This window comes from Streptomyces yunnanensis (assembly GCF_029011865.1).
Lineage (GTDB): Bacteria > Actinomycetota > Actinomycetes > Streptomycetales > Streptomycetaceae > Streptomyces > Streptomyces yunnanensis.
Window position 1 is genome coordinate 1974330 of record NZ_CP095749.1, and the last position, 19170, is coordinate 1993499.

18 protein-coding genes are annotated in these 19170 nt (G+C 71.5%); 3 read left to right on the plus strand and 15 right to left on the minus strand.

The annotated features are described in order from the left end of the window. Positions 1 to 276 precede the first annotated feature (276 nt). Positions 277 to 1257, plus strand: coding sequence for a carbohydrate kinase family protein (locus tag MOV08_RS08685; protein ID WP_275306921.1), 981 nt, complete (start codon positions 277 to 279; stop codon positions 1255 to 1257). A 178-nt stretch (positions 1258 to 1435) separates the two neighbouring features. Here MOV08_RS08685 and MOV08_RS08690 read toward each other — a convergent pair whose 3' ends face one another. The 3 genes from MOV08_RS08690 to MOV08_RS08700 are packed head-to-tail and all read right to left on the minus strand — an operon-like array spanning position 1436 to position 3486. Continuing rightward, entirely contained in the window at positions 1436 to 2338 is a 903-nt protein-coding gene (locus MOV08_RS08690) for an SAM-dependent methyltransferase (protein ID WP_275306922.1), read from the minus strand. Between the two features lie 10 nt (positions 2339 to 2348). Continuing rightward, a complete protein-coding gene (locus MOV08_RS08695; RefSeq protein ID WP_039630776.1) occupies positions 2349 to 2612 on the minus strand; it encodes a DUF397 domain-containing protein in 264 nt (87 codons plus the stop codon). 7 nt (positions 2613 to 2619) lie between these two features. Continuing rightward, a complete protein-coding gene (locus MOV08_RS08700) occupies positions 2620 to 3486 on the minus strand; it encodes a helix-turn-helix domain-containing protein (protein ID WP_067345080.1) in 867 nt (288 codons plus the stop codon). A 136-nt stretch (positions 3487 to 3622) separates the two neighbouring features. Between MOV08_RS08700 and MOV08_RS08705 the strand changes: the two genes are divergently transcribed. Then, positions 3623 to 4084 carry an ATP-binding protein gene (locus tag MOV08_RS08705; RefSeq protein WP_239009988.1) on the plus strand — a complete coding sequence of 154 codons (462 nt, stop codon included), beginning with the start codon at positions 3623 to 3625 and terminating at the stop codon, positions 4082 to 4084. 99 nt (positions 4085 to 4183) lie between these two features. On the opposite strand, the gene MOV08_RS08710 is transcribed toward MOV08_RS08705, so the two are convergent. Beyond that, positions 4184 to 4984: an SGNH/GDSL hydrolase family protein gene (locus MOV08_RS08710; RefSeq protein ID WP_039630782.1), complete on the minus strand. Its 801-nt coding sequence runs from the start codon at positions 4982 to 4984 to the stop codon at positions 4184 to 4186. Positions 4985 to 5259: 275 nt separating this feature from the next. Between MOV08_RS08710 and MOV08_RS08715 the strand changes: the two genes are divergently transcribed. After that, positions 5260 to 6069, plus strand: coding sequence for a tyrosine-protein phosphatase (locus MOV08_RS08715; RefSeq protein ID WP_275306923.1), 810 nt, complete (start codon positions 5260 to 5262; stop codon positions 6067 to 6069). A 49-nt stretch (positions 6070 to 6118) separates the two neighbouring features. Here MOV08_RS08715 and MOV08_RS08720 read toward each other — a convergent pair whose 3' ends face one another. From MOV08_RS08720 to MOV08_RS08770, 11 genes are all read right to left on the minus strand, one after another. Then, positions 6119 to 7501 (minus strand): aspartate aminotransferase family protein, encoded by a 1383-nt coding sequence (locus tag MOV08_RS08720; protein ID WP_275306924.1) that lies wholly within the window; start codon positions 7499 to 7501, stop codon positions 6119 to 6121. 93 nt (positions 7502 to 7594) lie between these two features. Further along, positions 7595 to 8620, minus strand: coding sequence for an adenosyl-hopene transferase HpnH (gene hpnH, locus MOV08_RS08725; RefSeq protein WP_275306925.1), 1026 nt, complete (start codon positions 8618 to 8620; stop codon positions 7595 to 7597). Between the two features lie 5 nt (positions 8621 to 8625). Further along, entirely contained in the window at positions 8626 to 9282 is a 657-nt protein-coding gene (locus MOV08_RS08730) for a phosphorylase family protein (protein ID WP_039630790.1), read from the minus strand. Further along, positions 9282 to 11381, minus strand: a complete 2100-nt coding sequence (shc, locus tag MOV08_RS08735; RefSeq protein WP_275306926.1) for a squalene--hopene cyclase — start codon at positions 11379 to 11381, stop codon at positions 9282 to 9284. The genes MOV08_RS08730 and shc overlap by 1 nt, the downstream gene beginning before the upstream one ends. A 106-nt stretch (positions 11382 to 11487) precedes the next feature. Beyond that, on the minus strand, positions 11488 to 12603 hold the full coding sequence (locus tag MOV08_RS08740) for a polyprenyl synthetase family protein (RefSeq protein WP_039630794.1): 1116 nt from the start codon (positions 12601 to 12603) through the stop codon (positions 11488 to 11490). Beyond that, positions 12600 to 14069: a hydroxysqualene dehydroxylase HpnE gene (hpnE, locus tag MOV08_RS08745; RefSeq protein ID WP_275306927.1), complete on the minus strand. Its 1470-nt coding sequence runs from the start codon at positions 14067 to 14069 to the stop codon at positions 12600 to 12602. The genes MOV08_RS08740 and hpnE overlap by 4 nt, the downstream gene beginning before the upstream one ends. 100 nt (positions 14070 to 14169) lie before the next feature. Continuing rightward, a complete protein-coding gene (hpnD, locus tag MOV08_RS08750) occupies positions 14170 to 15096 on the minus strand; it encodes a presqualene diphosphate synthase HpnD (protein ID WP_420834284.1) in 927 nt (308 codons plus the stop codon). A 26-nt stretch (positions 15097 to 15122) separates the two neighbouring features. Next, a complete protein-coding gene (gene hpnC, locus MOV08_RS08755) occupies positions 15123 to 15989 on the minus strand; it encodes a squalene synthase HpnC (RefSeq protein WP_275311734.1) in 867 nt (288 codons plus the stop codon). 484 nt (positions 15990 to 16473) lie between these two features. After that, entirely contained in the window at positions 16474 to 17265 is a 792-nt protein-coding gene (locus MOV08_RS08760; protein WP_052287383.1) for an ABC transporter ATP-binding protein, read from the minus strand. 4 nt (positions 17266 to 17269) lie between these two features. Next, entirely contained in the window at positions 17270 to 18199 is a 930-nt protein-coding gene (locus MOV08_RS08765) for an ABC transporter permease (protein ID WP_275306929.1), read from the minus strand. Positions 18200 to 18275: 76 nt separating this feature from the next. Further along, positions 18276 to 19166 carry a glycosyltransferase family 2 protein gene (locus tag MOV08_RS08770; protein ID WP_275311735.1) on the minus strand — a complete coding sequence of 297 codons (891 nt, stop codon included), beginning with the start codon at positions 19164 to 19166 and terminating at the stop codon, positions 18276 to 18278. Positions 19167 to 19170: the final 4 nt, after the last annotated feature.

Sequence of the window (19170 nt, forward strand, 5' to 3'; positions counted from 1 at the left end):
GTCGGGGGCGCGCGACCGGGGCCGTCGCCCGCTCACCAGCGCCCTGCGGACCTGCGCGGTGGCCTCGGGGGCGCCCCTTCCCCCGCGCGTCACACCAGTCCCTAACATCCCGATATGAGGCGAGTGTGCGTCTAGACTCCCGACGGCGGGCGCACCGCGGCCGCGGCCGCTCCCACCAGCACGGGACTCGTCTCACCAGCAAGGGATTCAGGGACGCTTGTGACCTTCCAGCAGGTATCTGAGCCATATGACGTACTCGTCGTCGGCGGATCGGGCGTGGACACCATCGTGCGGGTCGGCGCGCTGCCCGTACCGTCCGCCGACAGCCATGCGGTGCCGCCCATCAGCGAATGGGCCGGGCACACCGGTACCGGTGTCGCGCTCGGCTGCGCGGCGCTGGGACTCACCACCGGATTCGTGGACTTCCTCGGCGACGATCCGCCGGGCGCCCTGGTCCGCGAGCGGTTGGCCGGCAGCGGCGTCGACTTCCACCCGCTGATCTCCCCGCACGGCACCCGCCGGGCGGTCAACCTCGTCTCGCCCGACGGCCGCCGGATGTCCTTCTACGACGCCCGCGACCCGCTCGATCTCCGGATGTCGCCCGAGCACTACCTTCCGCTCCTGCGCCGCACCCGGCACGTCCACCTCACGATCAGCCACTTCGCCCGTCACCTCTACGAGGACATCGAGGCGCTGGGCGTCCCGGTCTCCACGGACCTGCACGACTGGGACGGCCTGACCGAGCACCACCGCGACTTCGCGTTCCGCTCGGACCTGGTCTTCCTCAGCACGGCCGGGGCCGGCGAGCGGATCAGCTCGATCATGCGGGAGATCCTCCGCGAGGGACGGGCCCAGGCGGTGATCGCCACCGCCGGCGCGGGCGGCGCCTATCTGCTCACGCCCGAGGACCGCACCCCACGCCTGGTGCCGGCCGCCGTGCCGCCCGCCCCGGTCGTGGACAGTAACGGCGCCGGCGACGCCTTCACCTGCGGTTTCCTCTACGGCAGGATGTCCGGCCGGGACCTGGAGGAGTGCGCCAGGCTCGGTGCGGTGGCGGGTGCGCACGCCTGCACGGCGGCGGGCACCCACACCGCCCTCGCCGGGCCGGACGACCTCAGGGCCGCCCTCGCCCCGCCCCCGCAGGCCCCGGTGCCCGCCGCCGAGGTCGAGCCCGAACCCGAGCCTGAGCCTGAGGTCGAACCCGAGCCTGAGGTCGAACCCGAACCCGAGGCCGAGGTCTCCGCGACCGGCGCCTAGGGCGTGTCCGCAAGGTCCCGTCGTTCGCCCGGAGGGCGGGGCGGGCGGTGTTCGGTGCGTGCTCTCGGCGTGCCGTGCGCCGAACGGCAGGCGGGACTTTGCGGACACGACCTGGCTCCCGGCCGCGGGCCCGAGGCTCGAACCGACGCCCTTCCGTGCCGTCCGGGGCCGCGCCGCTTCAGTCCTTGCGGCCCACCACCCCGTAGAAGATGGTGTTGTTGAGTTCCACCGGACCGGGGACGGCGCCGTCCGGTCGCCACAGCGGCACCCGCACGACGCCCGGCTCCAGTGGGGTGAACGGCCCGAGGAGGGCGGCGATCTCGTCCTTGGTGCGCAGCGCGAGCGGGGTGGTGGCGCTCTTGTAGACCTCCTCCACGTGCGCCCGGGCCGCCTCGTCGACCCGGCCCTCGGCATAGCCCTCGTACGGTTCGTACGTGCTGTGCGAAAGCACCAGGTGACTGCCGGCCGGCATCGCCGCGCCGAACGCGGCGAGCAGCGCGGCGGGGTTGTCGTCGTCCCCGAGGAAGTCCATCACGCCGCCGACCAGCAGCCCCACCGGCCGGTCGAAGTCGATCAGCTCACGGACCGCCGGGTCGTCCAGGACGGCCTTGGGGTCGCGGATGTCGCCGAGCGCGAAGGCGGTGCCCGGGGCGTTGGCGAGCCGGGCCCGGGCGTGGGTGGCGACGATCGGGTCGCTGTCCACGTAGACCACCCGGGTCTCGGGGGCGGTCTCCCGGGCCACCTCGTGGGCGTTGGGCGAGGTGGGGATGCCGATGCCGAGGACGAGGAACTGGCGGATGCCGGACGCCACCACCGCGCGCACCGCGCGCCGGCGGAAGGCCCCGTTGGCGCGGACGCTGTCGCGCACCTGCGGGTGCAGTTCGATGACCCGGTCGCCGGCGACCCGGTCGACCTCGTAGTTGTCCCAGCCACCGAGGAAGTAGTCGTACATCCGGGCCGGGTGCGGCCGGCTGGTGTCGATCTCGTCGGCGGCGAAGCCGAGGTGGTCCGGCCCCGGGGGGTACGGACCGATCTCCGGAACGCCGGCGTCCGCCTCGAGAGGGCTGTGCTGGTCGCTCATGGCTCCTCCCTCAGTGCGCCGGACACGGCGCCGCGGAGAGCAGGAAGTCGGCGTGGCCGGCCTTCGCGCCCTCGATGAAACTGACCATCTCGCGGTGGGTGTAGATCAGCGCGGGGCCGTCCGGGTCGGTGGACTGGCGCAGCGCGACCCGGCCGTCCCGCAGGCGCATGGCCTCGACGCACTCGCCGCCGTTTCCGCCGCTCCACGGCTTGGACCAGCCGTCGGTGCCCAGTTCATTGGCGGGCATGCCGTTGTAGATACGTATGCGATCCATGGGGGGTTCAGATCTCCTTGCGAAAGCCACCCAGAATGGCCTCGGTGGTGTGTGCCGGCGCGGCCTGCGCACACATCCGGTCCAGGGCCTCCAGGAACTGCGAGACGTCGTTGCGCTGGTCGAAGTACACGGCTCCGACGAGGCTTTCCGCGTACGCGATGTCCGGGAGCTCCGGGATCGGGAAGCGGAAGATGTGGAACGGCCCGTACATGGCGGGGTGCGGGCCCGCAGCGAAGGGCATCACCTGGAGCCGGACGTTCGGCATCGAGGTGGCCTCCATCAGCCGGGTGATCTGGTCGCGCATCACCTTGGGTCCGCCGATGGGCCGCCGCAGCACGGTCTCGTCCATGACCGACCACAGCATCGGGGCGTTCTCACGGGTCAGCAGTGCCTGGCGCTCCATGCGCAGGGCCACGATGCGGTCGATGTCGGCGGGGGCGGCGTGCGGCATGCCGGCGCGCAGCACGGCGGCGGCGTAGTCCTCGGTCTGCAACAGGCCGGGGACGTAGTGCGGTTGGTAGGAGCGGATGAGGTTGGCTTCGCTCTCCAGGCTGACGAAGGCGCTGAACCACTCGGGGAGGATGTCGCGGAAGCGGTGCCACCAGCCGGGGCGGTTGGCCTCGCGGGCCAGCGAGACGAAGCCGTCGATCTCTTTGCGGTCGGTGACGCCGTAGGTCGCCAGCAGCTTCTCGACGTAGGGGATCTTGAGGCCGACCTCGGCCTTCTCCATGCGCCGTATCGTGGCGTGCGTCACGTCCAGCGCGGCGGCGGCGCGCTCGAAGGAGAGTCCCGCCTTCTCCCGCAGATCCTGCAGTCGCTTGCCGAGCACCACCCGCAGGACGGTCGGTGCACCTGCAGACCGTGGGTCCGCCACGTCCCATCCCCTCCAACCAGCTTCAGTGTTCAGCAGTGTGTCATGCCGTCATCAGCTCGAACAGACTGCACTTTCAATTCTGCAAATTACAGACTGATCCTTGCCAACGGTGAGCAACATCGCACATAGTTATGTCGTGGCTTCCTACAAAAACGCTCCGTCGTTAGGGCGATGCGGCGGCTTCCTCGCCCAGAGCCCGCAGGACGCGTTCCACTTGCCGGCGCGGCGCACGTCCGTGCCCGAGGCGCGCAAGCGCGTCAGCACGCTGCTGCGCGAGTGGGGCGCCGCTCAACAGGTCCGCGACGACGTGGAGTTGGTGGTCACCGAGCTGTTCACCAACGCGGTGCGGCACACCGACAGCGAGAAGGTCGGTTGTGAGATCACCCTCGTCGGCGCACACATACGCATAGAGATCGCCGACGAGGGCGGCCCCTGCGTCTCCGCTCCGCACGCCCGGCCCGGCACCCTCGACCAAGAGGGCGGGCGCGGGCTGCTGTTGGTGTGTGCGCTCTCCGAGAGCTGGGGCACCCGGCCCGACGACAGCGGCCGGGGCCAGGTGGTCTGGGCGGACCTGCCGTACCGGACGGCGGCGCACTGAGGGTTGTCCCGTAGGGTCTGCCCGCCCCCGACCCGTCGGACAGACCCCAAGGCCCCGCGCCGCCGCGAGGCGGGCACGGGGCCTTGTATGGGGAAAAACCTACAGCGGCAGCAGATCGGGGCGCTTGGGCTCGACGTCGTCCCCGGAGGAGACGCCGCGCAGCCGGCGGCCGATCCACGGCACCAGGTGCTCGCGCGCCCAGTGGACGTTGTCCCGCCGCGCCTCGGCCGCGGTCCGCTCCGTCTCCGGCGGCCACGGCTGGTCCGGGTCGGCCGGCACCGCGAGCCCCAGCACCTGCGCGGCGCGCAGCGCCACCCGGGTGTGGCCGTCGGCGGACAGGTGCAGCCGGTCCTCGCTCCAGGCCCGCCGGTCCTGGACGGACTTCAGCGACCACAGGTCGAGCACCGGGCAGTCATGCCGATCGGCGATGGCCCGCACATGGGCGGTGTACGTGGCGATCTTGCCGCGCAGATGCTTGAGGACCGGGACGCCCCGGGTGTCGAAACCGGTGCACAGCAGCACCGTCGGGACCGTCTCGCGCAGCGCCGCCACGGCCGCCTCGTAACGCTCGGCCACCGCGTCCGGGTCCGAGCCCGGCCGCAGGATGTCGTTGCCGCCGGCACAGAACGTCACCAGCTCGGGGGCGAGCTGCTGCGCCCGGGGCACCTGTTCCTCGATGATCCGGTCCAAGAGCCGTCCGCGCACGGCAAGGTTCGCATAGCGGAAGTCCCCCTCGTCCCGCTGGTCGGCGAGGAGGACCGCGAGCCGGTCCGCCCAGCCGATGTACGCCCCGTCCGGACCGGGATCTCCGACTCCCTCAGTAAAGCTGTCCCCGACGGCTGCGTACGACCCGATGGCGCTGTTCGCGCTGTTGCTGATGTTCTTCGAATCGTCTGCCACGTCAGGACATACTTCACCTTGAGAAGTGACCTACGCCACCGTAACCAGGGGTTGACGCGAGGTGATTAATGCCACCAGGTCAAATTCTTCTCAAGTTGGAATAATGATCGATCACGAAGTGCTGTCAGGGCGCCACACATGGGGGATGATGCGCGCCGTTGCGCCGGTGTTGCACGGCGCTGCCACCTGATTGCCTATTGCAGCAATGTCGTATCGTCGAAGAAGCCCCCGCCTCGTCGACGAGCAGCGTCGGCGACCGATCCCGAGGAGCGCCCGTGACGCAGCAGACGCCGCAGGTCCCCCAGTCCCCGCCGGAGCTCGCGGAGGTCCGCAACTTCCGTGACGTGGGCGGACTGCCGACCGTGGACGGGCGTCGCATCCGGCACGGGCGGCTCTTCCGCAGCGGCCACCTGGCGCACGCCACCGCAGAGGATGCCGCGTTCCTCGCCGGACTCGGGCTACACACCATCTTCGACTTCCGCAACGCGGCCGACATCAAGCTGGAGGGCCCGGACGTCACCCTCCCCGGCGTGCAGAACGTCAACATCCCGCTCACCGATCCCGCCGACGGCGCGGAGTTCTGGACGATGGTGCGGGACAGCGAGCTGGAGCAGCTGCGGGTCGTGCTCGGCGACGGCAAGGCCGCGGGCCGCATGGCGAACACCTACCGCGAGATCATCACCACCCGCACCGAGGACCACAGCCGGGTGCTGCACGCGCTCGCCGAGGACAGCGTGCCGGCGCTGATGCACTGCGCGGCCGGCAAGGACCGTGCGGGCCTGTCCATCGCGGTCACCCTGCTCGCGGTCGGCGTGGAGCGGGACGCCATCGTGGCGGACTACCTCAAGTCCAACGAGCCGGCCGGGCGCTACAAGGTCCACCGCTCGGACAGCTCGGCGGCCGGGATGTCGCCGGAGGTCATGGAGCTGCTCTCGCCGCTGTTCGGCGCGCACCTCGACTACCTCACCGCCGCGTTCGACGCGATCGAGGAGGTCTGGGGCTCGACCGAGTCCTACCTCGCCGACGGGCTGAAGCTCTCGCCGGCCACCCGCGAGCGGCTGCGCGACCAGTTGCTGGCGGACTGACGCCCCGGGGGTGGGTCACGGTTCGGTGACCCACCCGGCCAGGTCCGGGTCAGCGGTTGGCGACCGCCTGTTTGACCAGTGTCCGCCCGAAGTCCCACATCAGGCCGCCGCCGCTGTGGGCGTCGTCCATGACGGCCGTGAACGCCTCGACGAACCGGTCCACTTCCCGTTCCCCGATGATCAGCGGCGGAATCAGCTTGATGACCTCCAGGTGATCGCCGGAGACCTGGGTGAGGATGCGGTGGCGCTGGAGCAGCGGCACCACGACCATCTGCGCGAACAGCCCCTTGCGGGCGGCCTGCAGCATCGTCCAACGGCTGCGCAGGCCCAGGGACTTGGGGCGGCCGAACTCGATGCCGACCATCAGGCCCCGGCCGCGCACCTCGTGCAGCAGCTCGTACCGGTCGGTCAGCGCGGCCAGTCGGGAGCGCAGCAGATCACCGGTCCGCCGGGCGTTGGCGACGATCCCCTCGTCCTCCATCACCGAGAGCACCGCCAGACCGGCCGCCATTGCCTGGGCGTTGGCGCCGAAACTGGCGGAGTGCACGAGCACCCGGTCCATGGACGAGTAGACCTTCTTGAAGATCCACTCCTTGCCCAGGGTGGCGCCGACCGGGACGTAACCGCCGGAGAGCGCCTTGGCGACGCAGACCAGGTCCGGTTCCACGCCCTCCTCGTGCTGGTAGGCGAAGAAGTCGCCGGTGCGGCCGAGGCCGGTCTGCACCTCGTCGACGATCAGCAGGGCCTTGTGGCGGTGCAGCAACTCCTGGGCGGCGCGCAGGAATCCGGGCGGGGCGGCGGTGACGCCCTTGCCCTGGACGGGTTCGACGACGAAGCCCGCCACGTCGCCGCGGCCCAGCTCCCGCTCCAGCGCCGCCAGGTCGCCCAGCTCGATGGCGGTGTCTGGCAGGAGCGGGGCGAAGCCGTCGCGGAAGCCGTCCTCGCCGTTGACCGAGAGCGAGCCGGTGGTCAGGCCGTGGAAGGCGTGGGTGCAGTAGAGGATGCGCGGGCGGCCGGTGGCGCAGCGGGCGAACTTCAGGGCGGTCTCGACGGCCTCGGTGCCGCTGTTGCCGAAGAAGACCCGGTCCAGATGGGGCGTGTGGCGCAGCAGCTTCTCGGCGAGCAGCCCGGGCAGCGGCGGGCAGTCGAAGCGGGTGAGGTCGGCGAGCTGGGCGTCGAGCACGTCGTGCAGGGCCCGGCGGACGACCGGATGGTGCCGGCCCAGGCCCATCACACCGAAGCCGGCGAGCATGTCGAGGTAGTCCCGGCCGTCGGCGTCGTAGAAGTAGGCGCCCTCGGCCCGTTCGTAGAACTTGTCGAAGCCGATGGTGTGCAGCATCCGCGGGAGCTGGTGGTTAAGGTGGCGGCTGTGGAGTTCGTAGCGCTCGGCGCCGCGCTCGGCGAGCAGCTCGGTCAGGTCGAATCCGGTCACGAGGTGTTCTCCTTACGGGCGGCGGGCCGGGCCGCCCAAAGCCGGGCCGGCGGCACCGGGACGCCCGGTGCCGCCGGCTCTCCACTCGTCGCGTCAGCCGCGGTTCCCGCCGACGGTCTCCCTGGCCGCCCGGAGGGACTCCTTCAGGGAGCCCATGGTGGCCAGGACGGCGGTGGGCTCGTAGCCGCAGTGCGCCATGCAGTTGGCGCACCGCGGGTCCTTGCCCCGGCCGTACTTCTCCCAGTCGGTCTTCTCGATCAGCTCGCGGTAGGTCGGGACGTAGCCGTCGCTCATCAGGTAGCAGGGGCGCTGCCAGCCGAAGAGCGAGTAGTTGGGGATCGCCCAGGCCGTGCACGGGAAGTCGGCCCTGCCCTCCAGGAAGTCCAGGAAGAGCGGGCTGTGGTTGAGCCGCCACCGCTGGCGGTTGCCGCCGGCGAACGCCTTCCGGAACAGCTCCCGGGTCTGCTCCACGCCCAGGAAGTGCTCCTGGTCGGGGGCCTTCTCGTAGGCGTAGGCGGGCGAGAGCATCATCTCGTCGACCTTCAGGTCGTCGTTGAGGAAGTTGAGGACCTCGATGATGGTCTGCGGGGTGTCGGTGTTGAAGAAGGTGGAGTTGGTGGTGACCCGGAAGCCGCGCCGCTTGGCCTCCTTGATGGCCGCCACCGCCTCGTCGAATACGCCCTCCTTCGCGACGGATTCGTCGTGTCGTTCCCGCATTCCGTCGATGTGTACCGCGAAGGCGAAATAGGGCGAGGGCGTGAACTCGTCCATCTTCTTGCGCAGCAGCATCGCGTTGGTGCACAGGAAGACGTACTTCCGGCGAGCCACCAGCTGTCGGACGATCTCGTCGATCTGAGGGTGCATCAAAGGTTCGCCGCCGGCGATGGAAACCATCGGGGCGCCGGATTCCAGCACCGCGCCCACCGCCTGGGCCACCGGCATCCGCTGTTTGAGCACCCCGGCCGGATGCTGGATCTTCCCGCATCCCTCGCACTTGAGATTGCAGGCGAAGAGCGGTTCCAGCTCGACAATCAGCGGAAACTTCTCCCGCCTGCGCAGCACTTTCTGTTCAAACAGATAGGTCCCGACCCGGATGGATTGACGGAGCGGCATGGCCATCTGGCTCACCTCCTGGGGAGCAGCAAAGAACGGTGCCATTCAAAGAAAACAGGAAAGACCGAGCGCAGCACCCGGAAGGCAGATATTCCACCGCGTACCGTCCCGATGCGCACGAGTTCATGTTCCGGAGCGTCCACGACCACCCGGACGGCCGCAACCGCGCGGCTGCCGCAGCGCACCGCCGTCCGGAGCGTCGCGGCGGACTCCATGTCCACCGCGATCGCCCCCTCGGCGTGCAGTGCGGCCCGCTCTACGCCCCGTACGACGTGGTCGGAGCCGCGCAGCAGTCCGCGGTGCACCCGCAGGCCGCGCTCCCGCAGGGCGCGCACCAGGAGGCCGTTGTCCGGGCAGGGCACGTCGGGGACGCCGGGCCGGTGGTCCCGGGTCGCCTCGGCGACGATCACGTCGCCGGGCCGCATCCCGGGGACCAGCCCGGCGCAGAATCCGCTGGCCACGACGGCCGAGCCGGCGGTGGCCGAGCCCGCACCCAGCGCGACGGCGACGGCGCGCTCCGCTGCCTGGGGGCCCATGCCGGTGCGGAGGGTGACCGCCGGGTGACCCGTCGCCCCGCGGTCACCGCCCCGCAGCGCGAACCGTTCGATGCCGAGCGCACAGGCGACCAGCAGCGGCGGATCCGCGTCCGGCGGGGGCCGTCTCGGCATCAGTCCCCCACCGGTGCCCCGGCGGTTCCGCCGGCGGCCGGTCCGCCGTGGACGTAGCGGCCGAGGGCGGTCAGGGGGAAGACCTGGCGGTAGAGGTGGTAGTTGATGGAGAAGTCCCACGGGAAGCCGGTGCCGGTGAAGTACGGCTCGTCCCAGGAGCCGTCCGGCAGTTGGGTCTCCACCAGCCAGCGCACCCCGCGGCGCACCGCCTCGCCGTCCCGCTCGCCGGCCGCGAGCAGCGCCATCAGCGCCCAGGCGGTCTGCGAGGCGGTGGAGGCGCCGCGCCCGGCCCAGTGCTCCTTGTCGTGGTACGAGCGCTGGTCCTCGCCCCAGCCGCCGTCGTCGTTCTGCACCCGCTCCAGCCAGCTGACGGCCCGTCGGACGGCGGGGTGCGAGGCGGGGATCCCGGCGGCGGCCAGGGCCGGCAGCACCGACCCGGTGCCGTAGACGTAGTTGGTGCCCCAGCGCCCGAACCACGCGCCGTCGGGCTCCTGTTCGGCCAGCAGCCAGGCGAGGCCGCGGCGGGTCCGCGGGTCGTGCGCCCGGCCGACCTCGGCGAGCATCTCGACGACATGGGCGGTGACGTCGGCCGAGGGCGGGTCGACGACCTCGCCGAAGTCGCAGAACGGCAGCCGGTTGGGGAACGGGCTGGTGTTGTCGGCGTCGAACGCGCCCCAGGCGCCGTTCTTCGACTGCATCCCGACGTTCCACCGCACCGCGCGGTCGATGGCGGCCTCGACCCGCTCCGGTTCGGGATGCCGGACCCGGCGCAGTGCCAGGACCACCTCGGCGGTGTCGTCGATGTCCGGGTAGTTGTCGTTGTGGAACTCGAACGCCCAGCCCCCGGAGGGGAGTTCGGGGCGTCGCACGGACCAGTCGCCGGGCCGGTCGATCTGCTCGCCGAGCATCCAGTCGGCGGCCCGGACCAGCTGCGGGTGGTCGGCGGGCACCCCGGCGTCGGCCAGCGCGATGGTGGCCAGGCAGGTGTCCCAGACCGGGGACTGGCACGCCTCGATCATCCGGGTGGGGGCACTCCCCCTGGCTTCGCCGGGGGGACCCCCACCCGGGCCGTCGGGCCCAGGGGGACCGTCCTCGCGCCACACCGCGAACCGGTCCAGGGACTCCAGGCCGGCCCGCAGCACCGGGTGGCCGAGGTCGTAGCCGAGCAGGTGCAGGGCGATGACGGAGTAGACGGCGGGGGGCTGGATGCCGCCCCAGCAGCCGTCGTTCTCCTGCCGTTCGACGATCCAGCGGGCGGCCGACCGCATCGCGGCGGCACGCGGCCGGCGCAGGGCGACCTTGTGGTAGAGGTGCAGCGCCTTGTCCAGGCGTTGGAAGAGGCCGTCCCAGCTCACGGCGGGGGCCAACGGCCGCGGCGGGTTGGGGTTGCGGGGGTCCGCGTGCAGCTCGTCGAGGGCGAACGGCGCCGGGCGGACCGGGCGTTTGGCCGAGACGACGGTCAGCGGGACGATGGTCTGCCGGGCCCAGCAGCCGAAGGCGTAGATGCTGAGCGGGAACCACTTCGGGAAGTAGATCAACTCCGGGGGGAGTTCGGGCAGGTCGTCCCACTTCCACCAGCCGAAGAGGGCCAGCCAGATCCGGGTGAAGACCCGGGAGGCGGCGATGCCGCCGTGCTCGCGGATCCAGCCGGAGGCGTCGGCCATGTGCGGGGCGTCCGGCTCGTCGCCGGCCAGCCGCAGCGCCACGTACGCCTCGATGGTGGCGGAGAGCTCGCCGGGGCCGCCGTGGAAGGTGGCCCAGGTGCCGTCCTCGCACTGCTCGCCGCGGATGTGACGAGCGGCGGCCTCGGTGATCTCGGGGTCCTGGATGCCCAGGAACTGACGGAGCAGCAGGTCCTCGGCGTCCATCGTGACGTTGGTCTCGAGGTCGCCCTTCCACCAGCCGGCGGGGTCCTGGAGGGAGAGCAGGTAGTCGGTGGCGCGGGTGGTCGCTTCCCGCGCGGCGTCCGCCGTGTCCTGGAGCACGGCGGTGCCCGGTCTGCCGTCCGGGCCGGCCTGTGCGGTCTCGGCGGCGGCATCGGTGGCCGAGGAGCTCCGGGGCGGGAGCGCCCCGGTGCTGCCGTCGGTCGTCGCTGTCATGGCTTCCCCTTCTGCAGTGAACTGTCAATGCGTGCTCAGGGATTCCGTCGGCCGGCGCCGAAACGGCGCCGGCCGGCGACTGCGATCTAGTTCGTGTTGATGGTCATCATCTCTCTCGTACGACGACGAAGTCCGCGAGCGCAACCAGCTGCGCGCGGACCCGTTCCGGCATGTCGATCTCGTCCAGGGCGGCGATCGCGGTGGCGTGCTGCCGGCGGGCCTCCTCGGAGGTCCACCCGCGGCCGCCGGCCTCCTCGATCAACGCCGCGCGGGAGGCGAATTCTTCCTCGGTGAAGTCGGCGATCTCGGTCTCGCTCTTCTTGGCGTCCGCGGCCAGGATCTCGGCGAGCCGCTCGGAGGCGGGCCCGCCGGCGGCGAGCGCGGCCACGACCGGCAGCGACTTCTTGCGCTGCCGCAGGTCGCTCCAGGTCTGCTTGCCGGTGGCCTCCGGGTCGCCCCAGATGCCCAGCAGGTCGTCCACGGCCTGGAAGGCGAGGCCGAGGTGGTAGCCGTACTTCTCCAGGATGTCGGCGGTGTGGTCGTCGGCGCCGCCGAGGACCGCACCGATGGAGACCGCGCAGGCGAGCAGGGCGCCGGTCTTGTTGCCCTCCATCTCCAGGCACTCCTCGACGGTGACCCGCTCGCGGTGCTCGTAGGAGATGTCCTGGGCCTGACCGTCGATCAGCTTGCGGGTGGCCAGGGTCAGTCGGCGGGTGGCGCGGCCGGCGTCGACCGTGCCGAGCTCCAGCAGTATTTCGTTGGCCAGCGCGAACAGCGCGTCGCCGACCAGGATGGCCTGGGCGGGGCCGTGCACCTTCCACACGGTGTCGCGGTGCCGGCGCTGTTCGTCGCCGTCCATCAGGTCGTCGTGCAGCAGCGAGAAGTTGTGCACCAGCTCGACGGCGACCGCACCGGGCACGCCGACCGCGGGGGCGGCACCGGCGACCTCGGCGGACAGCAGGGCGAGCGCGGGCCGCACCGCCTTGCCGCCGTCACCGGCACTGGGCTTGCCGTCCGCGTCGATCCACCCGAAGTGGTAGGCGGCGACGGTGTCCATGGGAGGGGCGAGCCTGGCCACGGCGGCACGCAGCACGGGAGTGGCGAGTGTCCGCCCGCGCTCCAGCAGCGCGGTGACGCTCGCGGTGTCGATAGCCGGGGAAGCCACGGTTTCTCCTCTGTTTCCGATGCTTGTGCTCGTGCCAGCGCCCGTATGCGCGGTCATGCCGCCTCCTGAGGCAACTGGCCCTGGGGGACGCCGAGTTCGGTGAGTGCTGCACGGGCGGCGGCGGTGCCGCTGCGGACGGCGCTCTCCATGGTCGCGGGCCACCCGGTGGCGGTCCACGCACCGGCCAGGAACAGGCCGGGGACTTGGGTGCGGGCGGCCGGGCGGAGCCGGCCGACGCCCGGTGCGGGTGCGAAGGTCGCGGTGCGCTCGCGGGTGACGAAGAAATCGAGGATCCGGGCGCCCCGGGCGGCCGGCAGCAGCCGTTCCAGCTCGGGGAGGTAGCGGGCGCGGAGCTTGGCGACCGGCTGGTCGATCTCCTCCTGCGCGGCCGACTGCGAGAGGGCCAGGTACTGGCTGCGTGCGTGGCCGGGCGTACGGGACAGCCCGGAGGCGCCGGTGCGGTCGAAGACCCACTGGACCGGGGTGCCGACCGCCGCGAAGAACGGGCGGCGCACCACCCGGCGGTCGTAGAGGACGTGGACGTTGAGGATCGGCGCGGTGCCGATGTCCAGCAGTCGGTCCTTGGCGGGCAGCGCGTCCCCGGGCAGCAGGGCGTGCGCCTCGCGCTGCGGTACGGCCAGGACGACGGTGTCCGCGGTGAGCGTCTCCCGGCCGTGCGGGCCGTTCTCCACCGCGACCTGCCAGCCGCCGCCGTCGCGGGTGACGGCGGCGGCCCGGGTGCGCAGGGCGATCCGGACGCCGGCCTTGCGCAGCGCGTCGGCGGCGCGGGTGTCGTGCACTTCGCCGAGCGGCACCCGGGCCCAGCCGATGTCGGCGGCGCCGGGGGCGGAGAGCAGCCCGGTCTTGAAGACCTTGGCGGCCAGCCCCAGCGAGGCGTCACCGGCGGAGGCGTTGAGGGTGGCGATGCCGACCAGGTCCCACAGCGCTTCGACGGCGCGCGGGGACTGCCCGTGGCGGCGCAGCCAGCTGCCGAAGTCGACGGCGTCCAGCGCGGGGTCTGCCGGGTCCAGGCGGCCGAGGGCGAGGGTGGCGCGGACCACTCCGGCGCGCTCGACGGGTGAGAGGTGCGGGTAGAGCGCCAGGCTCTTCGCCAGGTGGAGCGGGACGGGCAGGGCGGTGCGCCGCAGCCGGCCGAGCCGCATCCGGCCTCCGGCACCGGCGGGGTCGAGGACCGGTACGTCCATCCGGTCCTGGAGGGGCGCCAGGCGTTCCGCGCCGAGCCGTTCGAGGTGGTCGCCGTAGGCGGTGCAGCAGCGGAGGTAGACGTGCTGGCCGTTGTCGACGGTCAACGGGCCGACGGCGGAGTCGCGGCGGAAGGAGAAGACCAGGCCGCCGAGCCGCGGCCGGCCCTCGACCAGCGTGACCCGCAGTCCCGCGTCGGCCAGGGCCAGCGCGGCGGTGGTGCCCGCGAGTCCGCCCCCGATGACCACCGCGGCCGCCCCTTCGGGACGGCCGGAGGGACGGGCGGAGTCGTGCCCGGGCAGCGTGGTCCCTGCTGTCATGTGATCTCCCCCCTTACGCCTGTCATGGACGCCTCCGTCCGACGAAGGGTTGCCCGCCGCGCCGACGCCGGACCGTGATCGGTGTACGCGGTCCGACGGCTCATCCACGCCTCCTGCTCACGGCCTGCCGGCGGCCGATCGCCCGGGCGTCGAGCCCGGAGAGCCCGCGTACCGCGACGAACGCCTTCTCCCGGCCGGGCAGCGAGACCCGGCCGCGGAGCACCGCCTCGGGGTCGTCGGCGATCCGGGACAGCAGCCGGTGGTAGATACCGGCCATCGCCGCCACGCACGCGCCGCTGCGCCGGTCGAGCATGGGCAACAGCCGGAAGCCCTCGGCGAACAGCGCGCGGGCCCGCCGGACCTCGAACTGCACCAGGCCCGCGAAGTCCGCACCGGGCGGCGGCACCGGGCCGTGAAACCCCGCCGAGCAGCCGAACTTGGCGAGATCCTCGGCCGGAAGGTACGTCCGCCCGTTGCCCGCGTCCTCGCGAACGTCCCTGAGGATATTGGTCAGTTGCAGTGCGAGCCCGAGCGTATCGGCGTACTCCGGGGCGCGTTCGGCGTCGAATGCGCCGGGTACGGTGCCGAACACACCGAGTGAGAGCCGGCCGATCGCCCCGGCGACGCAGCGGCAGTAGACCTTGAGCTCGTCCCAGGTCTCGTAGGTCTCGCCGCGGACGTCCGCCAGCACCCCGTCGATCAGCTCGTCGAGCGCGCCGAGCGGGACGGGGAAGCGCCGGGCGGTGTCGGCGAGCGCCACGGCCACCGGGTCGGTGTCGTCCTCGGCGATCCGGCCGTCCTTGATCCGGGCGAGCAGGGCGCGGGTGTCCTCCAGGCGCCGGCCCTTGGCGTCGGGGGGCAGGGCGCCGTCGCCGATGTCGTCCACCCGGCGGGAGAAGGCGTACAGCGCCGACATGGCCTGCCGCTTGTCGGCCGGCAGCAGCCGGATCCCATAGGCGAAATTGCGCGCCTGCTGCCCGGTGACCGTTTCGCAGTAGCGGTACGCAGCGAGCACCGGCGCGGACATCTGTGCGGTTGCCTCCACGGTCCGACTCACCCCTCTCGTCGCAGTGTCGCCCCGACCTCGCGCAGCAGGCTGAGCTTGGTCGGTTTGGGCGGTCCAGGGAGTACGTCGTGATCGGCGGCCGCGACCGCCTGGAGCGCGGCGCGCCCACCGGCGACGAAGCCGGCCAGCAACAGCTTGAGCCTGCCGTGCACGCTGCCCACCAGGGGCGCGCCCTCGTCCAGCAGCTCACCTGCGCGTTCCGCCTCGAAGGCGATCAGTGCGCGCACCGGGGCGCCCCCGGTCGGCGCGGCCAGGTCGGCCTCGGTGACGCCGAATCGCTTCATGTCCTCGGCGGGCAGGTAGATCCGGTCCCGGCCGAGGTCCTCGGCCACGTCCTGGATGTGCTCGACGAGCTGCAGCGCGGTGCAGATGGCGTCGGAGAGCCGGATGCGCTCGGGGCTGGAGGTGCCGGTGACGCCGAGGACGAGCCGGCCGACGGGGTTGGCGGACAGCTCGCAGTAGGCGGCGAGGTCGTCGTAGGTGCCGTAGCGGCTGATCCGCTGGTCCTGGCGGTTGGCCTCGATGAGGCCGAGGAAGGGCTCGGGGGTGAGCGCGCAGCGGCGGACGGTCGGGCCGAGCCGGCGCATCAGCGGGTGCTTGGGGCCGGGCGCCCGGTCGCTGAAGACCCGGTGCAGGTCCGCCTCCAGGGCGTCGAGCAGCGCCGGGCGGTCGTCGCACTGGACGCGGTCCAGCCCGAGGAGGACGGCGTCGCCGCCACCGGGCGCCAGGTCGCCGTCGCCGATGTCGTCGACGAGGCGGGCGAAGCCGTAGAGGGCCATCAGGTCGGCGCGCCAGGCGCGGGGCAGGAAGAACGGGGCGACCGGGAAATTCTCGTGCGCGGCCTGATCGAGCACGGTGCGTGTGTGGTCCTTCCCGCCACCCACCGCCACCTTCCGGGGGAAGGCGCGACGCGCCTGCTCGTCTCGTCGGCTCACCGGGGGCTTCCCGGCGCGTTGTGGAGCCGGAGCGAACCAGTAGCCATTGCCGTCACGTCTCCCGTTCTACACCGCCGGACAAAACATCCCATTTCGGACACGCCGCAGCGTGCGGGCACCTCCCGCCCGAGCGTAGTCGAGAGAGGGAGGCGCACTCCGAACGAGCTTCCGTCGCTCGCTCGGGTGAAGATTGCCCGACTTGCACCACTTGTGCTGTTTCAGTACGCGTACAGCTTACGCCGTACATCGCACGCACATCCGGGCGGGCTCGGAAGCCTCGGGCAACGTTCTGGTCAACGTCGCACACGGGCCAACTGTTCCCGTGCCCCGCCGAGTTGACCATCCCTTCACCATCGAAGGCCCCCGCGAACCGGACTCGCGAGGGCCTCCTGCGAAGGATGGGCTATTTGCCCGTCTCCTTCTCGTACGCCTTGATGACCTCGTCCGTCGGGCCGTCCATCAGCAGCTCGCCCCGCTCCAGCCACAGCACACGGTCGCAGGTGTCCCGGATCGAGTTGTTGTTGTGGCTGACCAGGAAGACCGTACCCGCTTCCTTGCGCAGCTCGCGGATGCGGGCCTCGGAGCGCTTCTGGAAGGCCCGGTCGCCGGTGGCCAGCGCCTCGTCGATCAGCAGCACGTCGTGGTCCTTGGCCGCCGCGATCGAGAACCGCAGTCGGGCCGCCATACCGGACGAATAGGTGCGCATCGGCAGCGAGATGAAGTCGCCCTTCTCGTTGATGCCGGAGAAGTCGACGATGTCGTCGTAGCGGGAGCGGACCTGCTCGCGGGACATGCCCATCGCCAGACCGCCCAGGATGACGTTCCTCTCGCCGGTGAGGTCGTTCATCAGCGCCGCGTTCACGCCCAGCAGCGAGGGCTGGCCGTGGGTGTAGACCTTGCCGCGCTCGGCGGGCAGCAGTCCGGCGACGGCCTTGAGGAGGGTCGACTTGCCGGAGCCGTTCGAACCGATCAGGCCGATCGACTCGCCGCGGTAGGCGGTGAAGGAGACGCCCTTGACCGCGTGCACCTCGCGCACGCCCACCGACGGCCGGCGCCGGATGATGCGGCTCAGTGCCGCGGTCGCGCTGCCCTTGCCCGCACCGGTGCCGTAGACCCGGTAGACGATGTGCAGCTCGTCCGCGATCACGGTCGGGATCCGCTCCTGCGTCGCCGTCGTCGACGGGACGCCGTCCATCTGCTCAGCCACGTCCGTACCGCTCCTCAGCCTTCCAGAAGTACACAAAGCCCGCGACGCCGGCCAGCACCGCCCAGCCGAGCGCGAACGCCCACACGTGCGGCGGGAGCTGGCTCGCCTTGAAGCTGTCGATCAGCGCGAACCGGATCAGGTCGATGTAGACCGCGGCGGGGTTGGAGTAGAGCAGCACCTCGACCCAGTGCGGGACGTGCTTGCCCTTGAGGATCACGCTGATGCTGAACATCACGCCGGACGCGTACATCCACGTCCGCATGATGAAGGGCATCAGCTGCGCCAGGTCCGGCGTCTTGCTGCCGAGCCGTGCCATGACCATCGCCAGGCCGGTGTTGAACACGAACTGCAGCAGCAGCGCGGGCAGCACCAGCAGCCAGGACCAGGTGGGCACCTGGCCGAAGGCCAGCAGGATGACCACCAGCACACCCATGGAGAACAGCAGTTGCTGGAGCTGCATGAGGCAGAACGAGATCGGCAGGCAGGCCCGCGGGAAGTGCAGCGCACGCACCAGGCCGAGGTTGCCGGAGATCGCCCGCGTACCGGCCATCACCGAGCTCTGGGTGAAGGTGAAGATGAAGACACCGGTCACCAGGAACGGGACGTAGTCCGGGACGCCCTTCCGCGTGCCGATCAGCAGGCCGAAGATGAGGTAGTAGACGAGCGCGTTCAGCAGCGGCGTCGCCACCTGCCAGACCTGGCCCAGCTTCGCCTGGCTGAACTGCGCGGTCAGCTTGGCGCTGGCGAAGGCGGAGATGAAATGCCGGCGGGCCCACAGCTGCCGGATGTACTCCGCAAGGCTGGGCCGGGCACCGCTCTGCGCCAGGTCGTACTTCTGGGCCCGCTGGAGGGGGGTGAGTCCTTCGTCGGCGGATGGCGGGGCACTCATGGCGACCGCACTGTCGTGCGTGGTCTCGCTCACAGTTGACACTTTCGTCCTCAAGGTGCGCTACCGGGGACGCCCCGGTTTGCGCCTGATGCTCTCAGATACGAGCTTGTCAGATGATGGGAGGGCGGCCCAGCCGGGTCAGTCGCCAAACGGTAGCCCACTTCATGGGACGCCTGGGACCGCACGGAGTGGACCAGCCCTCCTTGAAGCCGCCCAGCCAGGCCCGGAGCCCCGGCAGCGACGGCCGGCGCGCGAGGGTGAGCAGGAACCAGACGCCGAGGTAGGCGGGAACCAGCGGGGCGGGGAGATTCCGGCGGGCCAGCCAGACCCGGTTGCGGGCCACCATCCGGTGGTAGACCGCGTGCCGGGCCGGGGCCGTGGTGGGGTGGTGCAGGACCATGTCCGCCCGGTAGTCGACCAGCCAGCCGGCGTTCAGCGCCCGCCAGGCCAGATCGGTCTCCTCATGGGCGTAGAAGAATTCGTCGGGCAGGCCGCCGACCTCGGCGAACACCGTGGTGCGGACCGCGTTGGCACCACCGAGGAAGGTGGTCACCCGCGAGGAGCGCAGCGGGTCGGAGGCGCGCAGCCGCGGCACGTGCCGGCGCTGGGTCGCCCCGGTGTCCGGGTCGGCGATCCGGAAGCTGATGATGCCGAGCTCACGGTCCGCGGCGAACGCCTGCCGGCACAGCTCGGCGGTGTCCGCGTGCGGCAGCAGCCCGTCGTCGTCGAGGAACAGCAGCGCATCGACATCGAAGCCGTCCCGGCCGTCGGTGCGGAACGCCTCGATGCCGACGTTGCGGCCGGCCGGGATGCCGACGTTCTCCGGCAGCTCGACGGTCCGCACGGTCAGTCCGGGGACGGCCAGCTCGGGCAGCGGCGCGCCGTTGCCGACCACCACCACCTCGATCGGCTCGCCGTCCTGCTTGGCGACGGACTCCAGCAGCGCGCGCAGTTCCTCGGGGCGGTTGCCCATGGTCAGGACGACCGCACCGAGCCGCATTCCG